This is a genomic window from Candidatus Nanosynbacter sp. TM7-053 (assembly GCF_022828375.1).
Classification (GTDB): Bacteria; Patescibacteriota; Saccharimonadia; order Saccharimonadales; family Saccharimonadaceae; genus Nanosynbacter.
Genome location: NZ_JAJQJX010000001.1, coordinates 435,156 through 452,141 on the forward strand (window position 1 = coordinate 435,156; position 16,986 = coordinate 452,141).

Genomic DNA, 16,986 nt, shown 5'->3' on the forward strand with positions numbered 1-16,986 from the left:
GTGATTATGTTTATGAGTGGGTACGATCGTAGAAACGTCTTTAAGAATATAGTTTTATATTTGTGCGTGAGCGCTTTATTTATATTACCAATTTCTACATTATTAACCTCTTTACCTACATTTGCTGCCGGATATTTTGACAGTCTCAATACTCAAGGAAAATATAAGTTCTATGTTTATGCACGCGTCATGAACGCCTGCTTTATGGAAGCAAAAAAACATGACAAATTTATTCACGGCATAGATAAGGTAAAAAAGGGTGATATTTGGGAAAATGAACCTTCAGTATATGTGGGAACTTTTCCGGGATTCGCTGGATATAATAGCTCTGGTGGGTATTTTGAATGTAATTCGGAATTAATAAATGCCGCTATTAGTCAGTTCAACATACAACCAAAGGGAAGATCATCTGCTGCAGAGGTGCTCCTTTGTGAAATAGGCTATAGAAGATCGGGAGGAGGCAAAGATAGCTTAGATTCATGCATAAATGATACTGGACCACTTCTTGATCCCGTTGACCTAGGATATACTAGAGCGGGATCAGTATATCCAGAAAATAAAATATTTGGTGTATTAGCAAGTCTTTCTGGATATAAAAAAGACTCAGAGAACTCCGATCCTAGCATAAAATATCTGGTTTCGAGGTCCATGATAAAAGGTTGCGTAAAAGACGGCAATCCTCAACCTCAACGACACGACTCGAAAGATTGGGAAATACCAGATGTAGATGGTAACGGAAATTTAACTAACTCATATTACCTACCTGGCATCGGGCAGGGTTATAATGTGGGCGGATCAAATAACCGTGAATGGCCACAGGATCATTATGACGCAAAAATTCCTGAATGGCAGTGTATGAATATATACCAGCGCCTAGTGGAGTCAGCGCCAAAGTATCAAGAAGCTCTAAAACAGTCAGCCACAGACACTGCATGCGCGGGGCTGGCGGGGAAAGAGCTAGAGGCCTGTAAAGACGGAGCTTCTCACAAAGACGACGCAAATTATTGCCAAACGACATATGCAGATCCCAACTCAATTGCCGCCTGCCAAAAAGGCCAGTCTGCAAAGGTGGAGAATCCTGACGCGTCAGACAAAGAAGATAAAAAGGACTGCGGAGATGTGCTGGATAGCGGACTATTGGGGTGGTTTATATGTCCAGCGATAAACGTCGCTATTGGTTTTGCAGATGGGGCTTGGTCTATTTTTGAATTTCTTCTAATCAACAACCCCCTTGATAGAAGTGGAGCCTATTACGACTCGTGGACAAAGGTGCGCGATTTAGCTAACGCTATATTAGTCGTTATATTTTTAGGAATTGTTATATCTCAGGTATCAAACATTGGAATATCCAATTACGGTATCAAAAAAATGCTACCAAGACTTGTTATTGTGGCGGTAGCTATTAATATATCTTACTATCTCATGCAGGTGATAATTGATATTGCTAATATCACCGGTAAAAGTATAGACGGTATATTTAGTGGATTTGAATCATACTCTGGGCTTAAAGCAGCAAATGGATGGTCTGTATTATTAGATTCTATACTTCTTTCTGCTACTGTTGTTGGTAGTGTTGGAGTCACCTTAGCGGCTGGTGCAGTATTGGGTTGGCCTGCCATAATATTGTTCTTGGGCGCCATGATCATCCCAGCAATTATTGGAATTATAGCGGGCCTGTTAGCACTACAAGTAAGATCTATGCTTATTCCTATATTGGCTATTTTTTCTCCTGTAGCTTTAGTGGCTTGGGTATTGCCAAATACTCAAAAACTATTTGACAAATGGAAAAGCATGTTTACTGGATTGGTTTTTCTTTATCCTCTAGCATCCATATATTATGGCGGACTAAAGTTTGCAGCTTCACTCACGCTAGGATCAGGGGAGTCTAGTAGTATACAGAGACTCATGGCTTTAGCTGCACTATTTATTGGAACATTTATGGTAGCTGTTATAGCTATAAAATCCAACTCAATCATGGGCAAAATCATAGGTGGCATTGGTGGCTTTGCTAATAAATTGGGTGCTTCACGGCTTGGCGGATTAGTGTCAAATACAGCTTCAGGCATGATGTCATCTAGGAAGGCAGAGTTTTTAAGTAAGGGTATAGGTGGACGAAAAAATCCATTCACTATCGGCGCCCATAAAGCCATGAAGCGGTTCAATGACAATAAAAAACTTCGTCAAATTGATCAAGCAAACTATGAAGCATACGCAGATAAAGGGTTCAAAGAATCTCTTGCCTCTGGAAAATATGATAGCAGACTGCGTAGCTTAGAATTGCCTGGATCAAAGGCGCGAATTCAAGAGATGACTCATTCATTAATTTCTACAGAAGTTAAAAACGCACAAATAAGTTTCGGAAATGCTTCCATACAAGAATTGAAATCTGCCTTATCTGATGCCATCAAAAACGGAGACGATGTAAAAGCTCGAGCCGCACAAAACATACTCTTGTCTGGTCGAGGTCCAGGGGGTATTGACGCACATAATCAGGCGATTAGTGAAAGTGAATCTAAACGCTACATGAGCGACGACATGAGTGCGAAACTTAGAAGCAATATTCAAGAGTCTAATAGCAGTGTATTCGATAAGGACCCTGGATTACTAAAGTGGGCAAGCGGACAAGGCTCAACTATAGATGGTGCTCATAATGCGGCAGCGAAAGAGTCTATTTCCCTAGATAAATTTACTGGTATGACAAAAAGTTCCCAGCTTGCTAGGATTAACGGTGGCGGCATAAGCAGTGACCAAGCGACAAGTGCAATAAACCCATCAGGATCAACTTTTGCTAAGCTTGACCCAGAAGTCGTTCAAGCATTAAATAAAATTGCTAATAATAAGAATAATAATAATAATAATGAGAATAATAATGAGAATAATAGTAGTTCTGGGGGATAATTATTCCTACTACAGAAGAGGTCAATAAATACGGCAAATAAATACAGCATAAGGCATTAAGCAAGAAAAAATCATACACAGCTTCTTCTCTTGACTTTTTCCATCAAAAATGCTAATATAACCTCAGATGGAGTGGTTAATTTCCCGTAAGCAGCTTCTTAACAAGTGGCTGCAGTGGTTTATATTGCTGATAGCAGGGATGCTGGTGGGCATTTTTCTTAATACCTTAACACACTCAATCTCTGTTTACGCCGTAGACGCAGAATGGAGCGGTCATAATTTAACCTATAATAAAGAAAAATATACAAAAATAAGTGATGATAAAAAGATCAAACAATTTAACCTACCTGATAATTCGCTTGTTTATGTTAATGAAGATAAGAATAAAAAAGAAACCAAGGTTATTTATTTCCCATCAAGCGAAATATCTTCACTAAGTTCCGCGACTTACGCGGTTTATTCATTTACGCCACCGAACACCTACGAACAAACCAGCACTTCAACTATTTCAATTGAATCGCCATCTGAAAATTCAACCAGCACTTCTTGTGACGTGCAGGGAATAGGATGGTTTATATGTCCAGTTTCTAACTGGCTGGCTGATGGTATTGATCTTATGTACAGTGCACTTCAGGAATTCTTAAAAACTAAGCCTTTAGAAACAACCAACCAAAACAGCGGAATTTATCTGGCGTGGGTCATTATGCGAAACATTAGCAACGTGGCGTTTATCGTGGCGTTTCTGGTGATTATCTACTCACAATTGACCTCTGTAGGAATTAGCAATTACGGCGTTAAAAAAATGCTCCCTAGGTTAGTAATTGCGGCGGTGTTGGTCAATTTATCGTTCACGTTTTGTGCTGTATTGCTAGACTTGTCAAACGTAACTGGTTACGCTTTCCAAGACGCTTTCATGGGGATTAAAAACACAATATCCACCGTAGGAGAAAATACGGGCGTAGGTTGGACATGGTCAGAACTTATTGTGATGATATTATCCAACGGAGCTTTAGCTGGTGGGGTGGTCGCAACAGTGGCTATGGGAGCAGAACTACTACCATTGGCACTATCAGCATTAGTAGGAATAGGTCTAGTGCTTCTCTTAGTGCTTCTAATTATGGCAGCACGTCAAGCTTTAATTGTAATCCTAATTATCATTTCACCTTTAGCCTTCGTTTGCTATTTACTTCCTGGCACAGAAAAATGGTTTAAGAAATGGCGAGACTTATTCTTTACAATGTTAGTATTTTTCCCGGCATTCGCTGTAATATTCGGTGGGGCACAATTGGCTGGAATAATAATTATCCAAAACGCCACTGGAGCAAATGGTGGAATAATGCAAATCTTAGGAATGGCAGTTCAAGTTATACCATTAGCCTTAACTCCTATCGTCTTGAAACTTAGCGGCGGAGTATTGGGTAAATTCGCTGGGTTTGTTAATGACAAGAATAAGGGATTATACGACAGGTCTAAGAACTGGTCTAAAGATCGTCGTGAGACCATTAAAAACAAGAAACTGGCTAACCCCAATATGGCGCGATTCAACCCAAATCGTTTACGCCGTTGGGCAGATCATAAAGGTAGAGCACTCAAAAAAGATCTGGAAACTTCACAGAAAAATGCCGAGAATTCATTTAGAGATACAGCCAGGTATAAGAAGTTAGACTTAGAGGCCAGGCAGGCTTCCAGGCGTGCAGATCTGTTATCCGCACAAGATGACAATCGCTACACCGAAGCTACGCTGGGTCACGCACCAACTGATACGTATGGGAAGAGACCTCTGTACGATCGCGCTCTACGAGCCGTGTCAGCTACCTATGCAACTCGACAAGATTTGAAAGCTCATCAGCAGCAAACTGCATTCATGAATGATATTAAAGACCTAGAAACCGAAATTGCAGTGTCTGGACTAATTAAGAATAACGCTCAACGCCAGCAGCATAGTGAATTTGCAGAGCAATTGATAAACAGCAAGGAACTTCGGGAGAGGGCTGGCGGCAATGTATTCAAAGATGCAAATGGCAATTTGATTGGTGCAAATGCAGCCTTAGCTTCAGCCATAGCAACCAGCCGTAGCGAATATGCCAAGTCAATTGATGAGGCTCGCCAAATTATAAAGCACTACAAATTGGATGCAAAACAGAGGCAGGGATTAGCCCTAGATAAAGTATCTATAAGTCTTCCTGGTGGAGTTAATTTATCTGGAGATAGTATATTTGTACGTGAAGCTGCAATTGAAGAGCAGATTAAATACGGTACCGCAGCGGAAGTTGCCGAACTTCTTAGTGAATTGCCGCCAGAATTCTACTCTTCCGCAGCTTCAGCATTAGCAGAATCTGGTGTAAAGAATAAGGCGTCATTCTTGGGCGGTAAGCTTATTGACGATATGCTAAAGGGTGATATTAATAACAGGGACGACCTCATGAATTACTTCGCTGACTGGCTACAAGGCGGTAAATATAAACCAGAAACTTTAGCGACTACGGATGCTGATGCTGTTAAGTTATTAATGGAAGCTGTAAATACTACATCTGTTCTTACTAATGAGGGACGCCAAGATCTTAAGGAAGCTATCGACACAATTCTTACCGACAAGAGACTATCGGCCAATGCAACTAAAGCAACTAAAGAACAATTTAAGATTTTCCGCAACATGTTATAATCCCCATATTTTGATATAATATAAGCAGTATGTCGGTGTATAAAGTTCCTCAAGATGTCGAGGCGGAGGACAAACTGCTCGGGCCGTTTAGTTTCCGACAGTTTGTGTTCTTAATTATAGCTGTTATCGGAATCGCTATTGCGTACGGTTTGAGTACAATTTTTCTACCCTTGGCAATAATTCCTGTGCCGATAATTTTATTCTTTGGAGCCCTGGCTTTACCTCTTAAAAAAGACCAGCCAATGGAAGTTTATTTGGCGGCAGTTATTTCTTTTATGCTAAAACCAAAAAAGCGACTATGGCAGCCTGATGGAATTGAAAGATTAGTCGAAGTTATCGCGCCAAAAGTCGAGGAAAAGACTTACGGTAATAATTATGATCAAGCCGAAGTCCAGCGAAGATTGTCATATTTGGCGAATTTGGTAGACAGTCAAGGTTGGTCAATTCGTGGCGTCAATAATCCGAATAGCTCGATGCGTGCCGATTTATTCAACGAAGGACAGGCAGCCAACGACATATTGGATGAAAATAGTGCTACGGCGCAAAATATCAATCATTTAATAAATCAGTCAGATGTTCGTAGGCGACAAGAAGTTATCCAAAAGATGCAAACAGGGCAATCTGCTACGCCGCCTCCCGCGCAACCACCTCAATCATCTCAGCCAGATAATCCTGCTCCAGCCACACCACTACAAATGAATCCGTACCCAACGATGCGTCAATCTGTATTAAATCCAGCGTCCGAACGGCCTGCCGCGAGCGCTCCAGCTCAAACTCGACCGACAACTACGCCGCAAACTAGCGTAAATGAGGTGTCACCTGCTATAATAGAACTGGCAAATAACCGCGACCTCTCGATTGAAACAATTGCGCGTGAGGCAAATCGAATTCAGCAAGAAAATAAATTATCAGATGAGGAAGTGGTGATTTCACTACGTTAGGTGGGGTTTATGCAACCAGAGTTACAAAATCAACAATCTTATCAGCAGGTTCCGCAAACCAATGCGGCTCTTCCTGGTGTCTCTCAGCAGCCATCAGGGGCAATTGGTTCGGGACCAAGTCCAACCGCGCCATCTCCAGATAAAACCCCTGAAAATAAGAAGCAAAAAGGACCGATTAGCACTCAGAATACGCTGCTTTTTTCTGAGATGCGCGAAAATATGATCATCATGAGCGATGGCAGTTTTCGGGCGGTAGTGGAATGTGAATCAATCAACTTTGATCTGATGAGTTCACGCGAAAGAGAGGGAATTGAGTTCAGCTATCAAAACTTCATCAACTCTCTATATTTCCCAATTCAGGTTCTTATCCGTTCACGCCGCGTGGACATTGGTCCGTATCTGGACAGATTGGCTGAAATTCGACGCAATCAAGACAATATGCTCCTCAACGTCCTAATGGACGATTATATGGATTTCATTGATATTCTGGCGCAAGAAGCAAACATTATGGATAAGAGTTTTTATGTTGTCGTCCCATATTATCCAGCTGGCGAGGAAAATGCCTTCAAACAACAGACTAAGGGATTGTTCAATAGCTTCTTCAGTGGGAAAAAAGAGGCAACCGTAACAAAAATTGACCAAATTACTTACACCAAAGCCAAAGATGAAATTAAAAACCGCGTTGATTCGGTTATGAACGGACTATTCCAAATGGGCGTAAAAAGTTGGCAATTGAATACTCGACAATTGGGCGAGTTGTTCTACACTTCATATAATCCCGACACGTCGTCACGTGAATCACTAGAAGAAATTGACCCAAGCGAACTTACGACCACTTACGTAACTAAGGGAACTGGTCCATCACCGAGAGGAGGAAGGTCATAATGGCAAAGAAGAAATTAGATGCCGTTGATATTGCTGCTCAGCAACGAGCAAGGGAGCAAGCCGAAGTCGAGCAAGCCTTCTTAACTGGTGTTAGAACTTTGCGTGATTTTATCGCGCCAAGTAGTATTGAACTTCATTCTGACCATTTTCGACTTGGCTCAAAATATGGCCGCACGATGTATGTTTATGGCTATCCTCGCCAAATCTACACCGGCTGGCTTAGCTCAATCATTAACATCGATGAAGTGCTGGATATCAGTATGTTCATTTATCCAGTCGATACGCAAATTGTTCTGAATAACCTGCGCAAAAAAGTTACTCAGCTGGAAGCAACCATGAATATAAACATGGAAAAGGGAAAGGTGCGCGATCCAGGCTTGGAAGCGGCTTTGCAAGACGCTGAAGAATTGCGCGATCAATTGCAGATTGGCGCCGAAAAGTTCTTCCGCTATGGCTTATATATCACGCTTTACGCCGACAGCTTGGACGAACTAAACTTCATCCAACATAAAATTGAAACTATTTTTGGTCAGCAATTGGTGTTCTCAAAAGTGGCTTCCAGCCAGCAGGAGCAGGGATTGAATAGTTCTATTCCACAATTGACTGATGAACTACAGATTCGCCGCAACATGAATACTGGTGCAATTTCAACCAGCTTCCCATTCACTTCAGCCGATTTGACGGACAATAAGGGCGTGCTTTACGGAATTAATATGCATAATAATGGATTGGTGATTTTTGACAGATTCTCTCTGGAAAACGCCAATATGGTCGTGTTTGCTAAATCTGGTGCTGGTAAATCATTTACCGTTAAGTTGGAAGCTTTAAGAAGCATGATGGTCGGGGCTGATATTGTGATTATTGACCCAGAAAATGAGTACCAAAAACTATGCGACGCAGTTGGTGGCAGCTATATTCGATTGAGCTTAAGTAGTGACACGAGAATCAATCCGTTTGATTTGCCGCGTGTTATTGATACTGATGAAGCAGATGACGCACTGCGAGCTAATTTAGTGACATTACACGGGCTACTCAGGCAAATGCTGGGTGGTGCAGGAACAGGAGCTGGTGGACAAGTTGTAGCAGGACTATCACCAGCGGAAGAAGCTGATATTGATCAAGCATTAATCGACACTTACGCGCGCGTCGGCATTACTTCGGATCCATTGACGCACAATTCTACGCCACCGACGATTTCCGACCTATACGACACCTTGCTTCACATGGGCGGAACTGGTCCAAGCCTGGCTCAGCGACTTCGCAAATTTACCTCTGGAACGTTTGCTGGAATATTCTCGCAACAGAGTAATATTGATATTAATAATAATATGGTTGTCTTTAACATTCGCGACTTGGAAGATGAACTGCGACCAACGGCGATGTATATTGTTCTGAATCACATCTGGAATATTACGCGTACCGACCAGAGGAAACGTATGTTGATTGTTGACGAGGCTTGGCAACTGATGAAATATGACGATTCTGCCAACTTCTTATTCTCATTAGCCAAGCGCGCCCGCAAATATCAATTAGGCTTAACGACTATCACGCAGGATGTGGAAGACTTCGTCGGAAGTAAAATGGGGCGAGCAATCGTTTCCAACTCCTCGATGCAGCTACTTTTGAAACAGTCTGCCAGCGCCGTTGACGTTTTGGCGCAAGTGTTTAAATTGACAGACGAAGAGCAGAAACGACTGGCCAATTTCCCAGTTGGGCAAGGATTATTCTTTGCTGGACAAAATCACGTTCACATTCAAATTCAGGCTAGTGACACCGAATATAATTTGATCAATACAAATCCTGTATCACAACAAATAAAACCGTCAGATTCACCAGTCGGCGGCTACGGAGCGGTGTAGAAAAATAGCGAGAAAATATGGCACGAGTTGATTATACGACAGATTCCGAAACTGACAGCAGATTAAATCCTGCTGAACAGGCTAAGTTTGATCAAATCTCGGCTGACTACGACAGCGGGTCAGAGCTAAGTGATCGCGAAAAAGATGCCATAAATGACCTTGAATCTCAGTTTGATAATAAAGATTCGGATTTGAATTCTAATCAAAACGATTCCGCCAGCGCTGCCGTTAATAACCAAGAATCTTCTGTTCCAGGCAACGGTTTTTATCAGCCATCTGCGGGAAAAAAGAAAAGTCCAGTGACATTCAAGTCTTTACTGAAAAAACGCGGACCAATTGCAGCTATTGCCGGAATATTAGGACTGGGCGGTGGAATTATGGGAATATTTCTTAGCCCAGCGACAATGCTACAAAATATTATGGAGAATTTCACCTGGAAAAATGACTCCGCTACACCCTCTAAAATATCCAGAAGTAAACAGGTTATGAACGGATTCCTGGATTCTAAAGATGGCCCAGGAATCTGTGCTAATAGCAGTAAGAAGATACGATGTAGAACAGGAAAATTGTCCTATAAAGCACTAACGAAATTCAAGAAATCGGGAATTATTCCAGTCGATGCTGATGGCAATGAAATGAAGCTGAAGAAAACTGGTTATCCAGAAAAAAAACCAACACACTGGAAGGTGGAAGGACTAAACGATGGGAAACCTATTGAGTCGTCGAAATTAAAAGACGAATTGCTGAAGAAAGAGAATCGTAAAATTGCCAGTAAAGTCTATGGCAGAACCGGCTTATTTAAAATGCGTTTCCGCGCCTGGACAGGAAAACATATAAGTAGGCTTTACAAGAAATTTGGTCTTAAAAGAAATAGTGCAATTTCAAAAATTGACAAAAAACTCGGAGTAAAAGAAAAGGCAAATAAACTTAAAGAAAAATTACCAGGCTTTAACGACGACAAGGCTATCGGTGGAATCAATGAAAGAGTTACAAAATCAACAGAGAAACTAAAAAAAGGCGGGCTAGTATACGTCGCGGCAGCAGGAATATGCCTTGCGCTAAAACTTCCCAACATCATCGCATCAGGAGTAGCAGCGATTCAGTTAGTACCTTTATTAGGGCTAGTTATGGATGTAATATTATCTCCTGGTTCACAAGCTAAGGCTTCTGGACTCGACTCTAGTGGCAGTGGATTCTCTCAGGAAACGATGGAAACCATCGGCACTATGCTAACCGAAAGAGGAAAGATGAAGGGGTCCGATAACGCCGAAGGATCGGCATTGGATTCTCCGTATTTACTATCAGCAATGGGCGTAAATAACAACAAGCCTGGAATTGCAAAAAACTACATTCCTGGATATTCAGTAGCTACAAATCCTATAGTTCGCACTCTCAATTCCGCCGAAGAGGCTAGCGAACCAGTGTGCAATTATATACTAAGTCCAGTTGCTATGTACACTTCTCAAATAGTAGATCTAACAATAGACGCTGCCGGGGCAGCCACTTTTGGATTAACATCATTAGCAAAGTGGATTGCAAAAAAGACATTAGCCACAGTAACCACAGAACTACTTAAGTATGCCGTTGGCGATACCGTAAAGAGAGTCCTCAAAGAATTGGCAGTAAGTATGCTTACATCAAATAATGCTCAGTATAAGGATTTGGGTGATGCACTTGGCGTCGGAGCGGCAGCATTCTTTGCAAGCGGATCTATGGGGCAGATGTTACCAGGGCTTAAAATGAGCCAATTAGCAGAATTCAACGGAATCCAAATAGCCAACGAAGAATTCCAAAAAGAAATGGATATCGCCTCATTAAGTCCATTTGATACATCCAGTAGATATACATTCTTAGGTAGTATATTCCATAATATGGGCAATATGATGATGGCTAATGGAACTTATAGTAAAACTCCAGTAGCAATGCTATCTAATATTCTCAGGCTACCTTCTATGGCACTATCTTATTCGTCCACTGCAAAAGCAGCAAGCGGTATGTATTCTGATAAATATTGCGGATATGCAAAAGACTTTTCTATGGGCAGTGGGTCATCGGAAGATCCAGCCGTGAATATGGCAGGATTACCGTGTACTGGTATAACCAACAGCCAAGCAAACATGTCAGTAGAGGAAGCTATTCAAATTGCCGAAGATGAAGGATGGATACAGAAAGATATGGACATTCCAGATGGCGCAGATATATCCGATCTCATGAATAATGGATATATAGTTAAAGACACTCCTCTTCATGACTTTGTAGAAGACTGTGGAGATGCTAGCACCGGAAGCTATTGGTTTAGTAATGGCGGGTGTACAGCGCCATCAGATTCAACACGTGTCGCAAAAATTACTGAAAAAACATATAAAGATGAAGAAGGGAAAGATATTACAAATGAGTCATTTGGAACTGAAAATTCCGCTAAGCAATACGACGATAGAAAGCTTTCCGCAATGTCAGTATTGCTAATTGATTTCCAAATTGCCCAATCAATCAATGGTGAAGATGACGAAGAAGACGCTCCTTCAACCACGACTAAAGCCCCAGATAATGGCGAGGCAGTTGGTGAGCCGCAATTAGAAGAAGCACAACAAGACGGATGGGGAGGCCATAGCAACGGAGAAATTCCAGATTCAGATTTACAAGCTCTATCTTTTTCATCAGAAAATAAGATGCACAAAAAAGCAGCTACAGCTATGGAAGAAATGAATAAAGCATACAAAGCCGATAACGGATCAGACTTAACCATTAATGAAGCATATCGAGATTGCGCAACACAAATTAGATACAGTAAAGAACTAGGATCAAGAGCGGCTCCAGCCCCTCCATGCATATCAAAACACGGTTGGGGTCTTGCTGCAGACATTAATGTTGGAGGTTTTGATTCTCCCGCATATAAATGGCTCGAGGCGAACGCACATAAATACGGCTACGTTAATCCGCCTTGGGCAAAGCCTGGCGGTAGTAAGCCTGAGCCGTGGCACTGGGAGTATGCAAGGAAGGTTTAAAATGAGTCATAATATTAGATACAAGGTAAACTATTTCACGCGCAAGAAATTATCTATTCTCATATATTTCATTGCATCCGTCTCTATTGCGACACAGCCAATAGCAATAGCTACAGGATATCCAGACTCATATGTTACAAATGATATTCTCTGGTATAAAAGTGGAGAGGCTGATTGCGCTAACGCTGCAGGATCTGTGTCAGCCGAATTATCTAAAAATATCCCGTCGGACTGGGGGAAAATTTTTTCCGCAGCAGCAGAAAAGCACGGCGTTAATCCTAACTTTCTAGCAGCATTATACTTAACAGAACAGGGAAACACTTGGAAACCACTAAACTCTCAATGGGCATCTTCACCGGTTGGCGCTAGTGGTCCTATGCAATTTATGCCGGGAACGTGGAGTGGTCACGCCGAAGACGGAGACGGCGACGGCAAGGCTGATATTATGAACCCTTATGACGCAGTTTTCGCAGCTGCAGATCTAATTAAAGATATGGGTACCGACAAGAACACTCCCCTAGGGGATATTGGCAGCCCATGGAAGCGGGAACCTATGACAATTCTATATGCAGCGGGTGCTTACAACTGGGGCGGAGGTAATATTCAAAACCACACGTCTGACTCCAGCCCCTTAACTGATGCTCCAACAGAAACTCAAAACTATCTTAAAAATATCTACGAACTATTTAACAGCGACTTTACAAAATCAGGTCACCCGAACTACAAGGATCCAACATCTACAGGAGAAGGTGGTAGTGAAAATAGCTCAGCTAATGTATCAAATTGCGCAAATAGTGGCGGCGTTCATTCTGGAAATATAGTAGAAACAGCAAAAGGGCTTATAAATAAAGACAATCCAGGTACATCCTCGCAGGCATACGAAGACGCTCGTGCCAAATATAACCCAGAAGCGGGTGGCGATATGACAGACTGTGGAAAATATGTCGCTACCGTTATGCGTGCCAGTGGAGCTGACCCAGACTACCCACCAGCAGGCACCAGCATCCAAAGAGATTATGTAATGAATTCATCAAAATATACCATCATAAATACTAAATCTCCTAGCGACCTTCAGCCTGGTGATATATTAGTCCATAGTGGTACAGGATCATACGGACACACAATGATATATATCGGAGATCAAGGAGATGGTAACGTTGCGGTAGAAGCATCTCTTGGAGATCATCCTCCTAGATACGCAAATATTGGTCGTGTACAAACTCAATTGGGATATTCAACTAACGTAGTAGCGAGGTTAAATAAATAATTATGTTCAATACTTTTATGCAATTAGATCGCAAAGTTAAGATTGCTATTATTTCATTCGTAGGATTATCCATCTCGCTTATAATCTACGCAATTTATCTATTACAATTCGACGCTACTATATACGTATATTCCATACCCGACAACTTGACGATGTCTTATGGTGACGTAAAAAACCAGCGAATTTCATCAAGGAAAGATATTAAAGTAAAGCACGGCAACCATAAATTTACTTTCTCAGCCAACGGATTTGAAAGTTATACTACAGAAATAAATATTAACAAAAACGAGAAGAAAAACATAATATTCGCCTTAGAACCTATTACAGATGAAGCTAAAAAAGAATACGCAAAAGACAAGTACACCGATATCAAGGAGGGTATAGCTGGTAAAAAAGGTAAAGAAGCTACTCGTCAATTGGAAAATAAAAATCCCGCTATCAAATCTTTACCTATCCACGGCAGAGATTTCTATATATTTCCATGCGACAGATATCGATCTGGAGGAGATAAGACTATAGGAATATGTATAACAGTAACGGACTATTTTAATCGCTCTCAAATTGACGAGGCGTTTGCCAAGCTAAAAGAAAAGGGGATAAACCAAGAAGACTATGACATCAAAGTCAATAATCACATCTGGCCAACAGAGAAAGAGAAATCTACAGGAGCTGCAGTTCAATGTAGAGGATCAAATCCCGACTGGTGCTACACCTACAGAGATATTTAGCTCTTAAGCGGCATAATAATGTGTGTATAATCAGGATTTTTTATCTGCTCTCGAATTACACACGGCGATAATTTACCATTGAACGAAAATACGATTTCATCTGCGTCAATAATATTCAAAACCTCCGTTAGGTAACGTGAATTAAGCGTTACTTGACCGTCTGCGGATATTTTGGCTGTTGCCTCTGAAGTATTCTCGCCAAGCTCAGACGCAATCGAATGGATAGAAAGCAGAGAATTTTCCTCTGACGCGGTAATTGTAATTCCACCACCAGATTCACGCGCGAATAACGCCGCAATTTTCGTAACTCGACTAAAATCAGACTTCTTAATAACAATCTCAGTTTCAGCAGTTGATGGAATTAATTGACGATAATCAGGGAATTTTCCGTCAATCAATCGGCTAACAATTTCCATATCTCCCGTCTTAAAACAAACTTGAGAATCGTCAAAAAGAACCGTAATTTTCTTCTCATCGCCGACGCTTTTACTGACTTCCGTCAGAGTAGAAGCGGGAATAATAGCTGAAACTTCATTATCCGACTTTATCAGACGCTTTTCTGCTAACCTGTAGCCATCAGTAGCAGCCAGATACAATGACCCTTCATAATTATGCCAATAAACTCCCGTGAGCACCGCTCGCGTAACGTCAGAGCTGACAGCCAACTTTGTTTGGACTATGGCTTTCTTAAGATCCTCAACGTCAATTTCATATTGCATAGCGGTCTTTTCATCAATTGTAGGCAGCTCAGGATATTCATCAGCCACCACACCATTGATAACTGATGAGAATTTTCCTGAAGTTATATGCAAATGTTCGTTTTTAGTTTCAAGTTGCACCGGACCGCTTGGTAAGTTTGTAATGAATTCTGACACTAATCGGGCAGGGATTGTAATAGATCCATGATCTTCAATTTTCGCACCAATGTATTGAGTGGAAGCAATTTCCAAATTTGTTCCAGCAATCAATAATCTTCCTCCATCAGTACGAAGTAAAATATTGTTCAATATCGGCAGTTCATTGCGACTTGATGCGATATCTTTGATTAGATTAAGTGCTTTTGCAAGTTTTTCTTGGGTGACTGATACTTTCATTATACTTTCCTTAATTTTTAATTAGTCTTAATAGTAATAGGCGTTGTGGAAACTGGGTAAAAAATGTGTTCAAACAGGGGTGAAGTGGCGATAAAATAGGTGGAAAACTCTGTGTGTTATTTGTGGACTTTATAGTGGATATTTGTGTATTATTCCACTGCCTGCCGACTCGTCGTTTTCTTTCCACAGATCTGTGTGTTGGTAAGTCACCGCGAAAACACAACATCTGCACAGCTTTTCCACAATTAATGAACATATAATTTATCCTTGATGTCGTTAATTTGCTCGCGAATACTGACGTTGGTAAGACTTTCCTTAGTAATTTTTTCAATTGAATGCATAGCGGTCGTGTGGTCTTTTCGTCCAAGCTCTTGGGCAATTTTCGGAAAACTCATTTTCAGCTCACTACGCAGAAGAAACATCGCAATTTGTCTTGGCATTGCGATAAATTTGTCTCGTCTGGATGAGCACATATCTTTTACGTCAATATTATAATAACGAGCCGTCTTATCAAGTATCTGTTTGGCGGTTATGTGTTGTGGTCTATTGCGTTTAATATCTCCCAAAATTCCTTCAGCCGCCGCCAAATCAGGCGTGAAATTCTGCATTTCCGCATAAGCAAGCAGTCGATTCAAAGCGCCTTCCAGTTCGCGAATGTTTGTCTTAAAGTTGGTCGCCAGATATTCTACGACATCGGAATCTAGTTCGGTGTTGCTGAGTTCGGCTTTCGCTTTAACAATAGCGCAACGAGTTTCATAATCGGGCATCTGAATATCAATTGCCATACCCCATTCAAATCGACTACGCAAACGATCGGTTAGAGTAGGAATACTTTTTGGCGGTTTATCTGAGCTAATGATAATTTGCTTATTGTTCTGATGAAGATCGTTAAATGTATGGAAAAATTCGTCCTGAGTTTTTTCTTTCCCGGCGATAAATTGCATATCATCGACAATTAAGACATCGACATTGCGATATTTATCAGAAAAACCTTTTTTCTTGAAACGAATAGAATCCAGAAACTCATTAACAAACGTTTCCGTAGTGATGTAAAGCACTCGCGCCGAAGGTTGTTTTTTAACTATCTCGTTACCAACAGCTTGCATTAAGTGAGTTTTACCAAGTCCAGAACCTCCATAAAGATAGAGCGGATTATATTTTTCTCCTGGATGTGCGGCGACCGCTTGGCAAGCAGCATAGGCCAAATCGTTACTTGAGCCAACGATGAAGTTGTCAAAGGTATACCTGGGATTAAGATTGCTAGAATGAGATTTCCTCGACGGTAGAATCAGCGGCTTCGCTGGTTCTTTTTGTCCGCTTTTATCAACTTCACGATTAACGCGCGGTTTTTTATTGCTAGATTCGACGTTATAAGAAATAGACGGGGCATTGATGCCGTTGTGAGCCAAGGCCTCTAATATTTGTGGATGAAATCGCTTTTCAAGTTGAGTTCTAGCAAAAATATTCGGCGCAATTATAAGAACTTCTTTGTCGGAGATTATTTCCAATTTGGTATTTTTGAACCACGCAGTAAACGACGAAGACGATACAGTTACTTCAATCTCACCTAAAACACCCTGCCAAACCGCATGACTATCCACGAAAATTACTCCCTCAAATTCTGTTAACTATCCTTACTATAGCAAA

Annotated in this window: 10 protein-coding genes; 8 read left to right on the forward strand and 2 right to left on the reverse strand. The window is 41.3% G+C overall.

The genetic code is table 11. The annotated features are described in order from the left end of the window. Nucleotides 1–12: 12 nt before the first annotated feature. The 8 genes from LRM50_RS02395 (at nt 13) to LRM50_RS02430 (ending at nt 14,245) form a co-directional block, all read left to right on the forward strand. Nucleotides 13–2,898, forward strand: coding sequence for a hypothetical protein (locus tag LRM50_RS02395; protein WP_243809716.1), 2,886 nt, complete (start codon nt 13–15; stop codon nt 2,896–2,898). Nucleotides 2,899–3,025: 127 nt separating this feature from the next. Further along, entirely contained in the window at nt 3,026–5,560 is a 2,535-nt protein-coding gene (locus LRM50_RS02400) for a TrbL/VirB6 family protein (protein ID WP_243809717.1), read from the forward strand. A gap of 29 nt (nt 5,561–5,589) precedes the next feature. Continuing rightward, nucleotides 5,590–6,501, forward strand: a complete 912-nt coding sequence (locus tag LRM50_RS02405; RefSeq protein ID WP_243809718.1) for a PrgI family protein — start codon at nt 5,590–5,592, stop codon at nt 6,499–6,501. A gap of 9 nt (nt 6,502–6,510) precedes the next feature. Further along, nucleotides 6,511–7,386, forward strand: coding sequence for a TraC-like domain-containing protein (locus LRM50_RS02410; protein WP_243809719.1), 876 nt, complete (start codon nt 6,511–6,513; stop codon nt 7,384–7,386). Continuing rightward, nucleotides 7,386–9,245 carry a VirB4-like conjugal transfer ATPase, CD1110 family gene (locus LRM50_RS02415; RefSeq protein WP_243809720.1) on the forward strand — a complete coding sequence of 620 codons (1,860 nt, stop codon included), beginning with the start codon at nt 7,386–7,388 and terminating at the stop codon, nt 9,243–9,245. The genes LRM50_RS02410 and LRM50_RS02415 overlap by 1 nt, the downstream gene beginning before the upstream one ends. A 17-nt stretch (nt 9,246–9,262) precedes the next feature. Further along, the gene (locus LRM50_RS02420; RefSeq protein WP_243809721.1) at nt 9,263–12,250 is read left to right on the forward strand and encodes a M15 family metallopeptidase; all 2,988 of its coding nucleotides are present in this window, start codon (nt 9,263–9,265) and stop codon (nt 12,248–12,250) included. A 1-nt stretch (nt 12,251) separates the two neighbouring features. Beyond that, a complete protein-coding gene (locus LRM50_RS02425) occupies nt 12,252–13,517 on the forward strand; it encodes a lytic transglycosylase domain-containing protein (RefSeq protein ID WP_243809722.1) in 1,266 nt (421 codons plus the stop codon). Nucleotides 13,518–13,534: 17 nt separating this feature from the next. After that, nucleotides 13,535–14,245: a PEGA domain-containing protein gene (locus tag LRM50_RS02430; protein WP_243809723.1), complete on the forward strand. Its 711-nt coding sequence runs from the start codon at nt 13,535–13,537 to the stop codon at nt 14,243–14,245. On the opposite strand, the gene dnaN is transcribed toward LRM50_RS02430, so the two are convergent. Both dnaN and dnaA read right to left on the reverse strand, forming a co-directional pair. Then, nucleotides 14,242–15,339: a DNA polymerase III subunit beta gene (gene dnaN / locus LRM50_RS02435; protein WP_243809724.1), complete on the reverse strand. Its 1,098-nt coding sequence runs from the start codon at nt 15,337–15,339 to the stop codon at nt 14,242–14,244. The two genes, LRM50_RS02430 and dnaN, sit on opposite strands and share 4 nt — an antisense overlap. Before the next feature lie 245 nt (nt 15,340–15,584). Continuing rightward, nucleotides 15,585–16,940 carry a chromosomal replication initiator protein DnaA gene (gene dnaA / locus LRM50_RS02440; protein ID WP_243809725.1) on the reverse strand — a complete coding sequence of 452 codons (1,356 nt, stop codon included), beginning with the start codon at nt 16,938–16,940 and terminating at the stop codon, nt 15,585–15,587. Nucleotides 16,941–16,986: the final 46 nt, after the last annotated feature.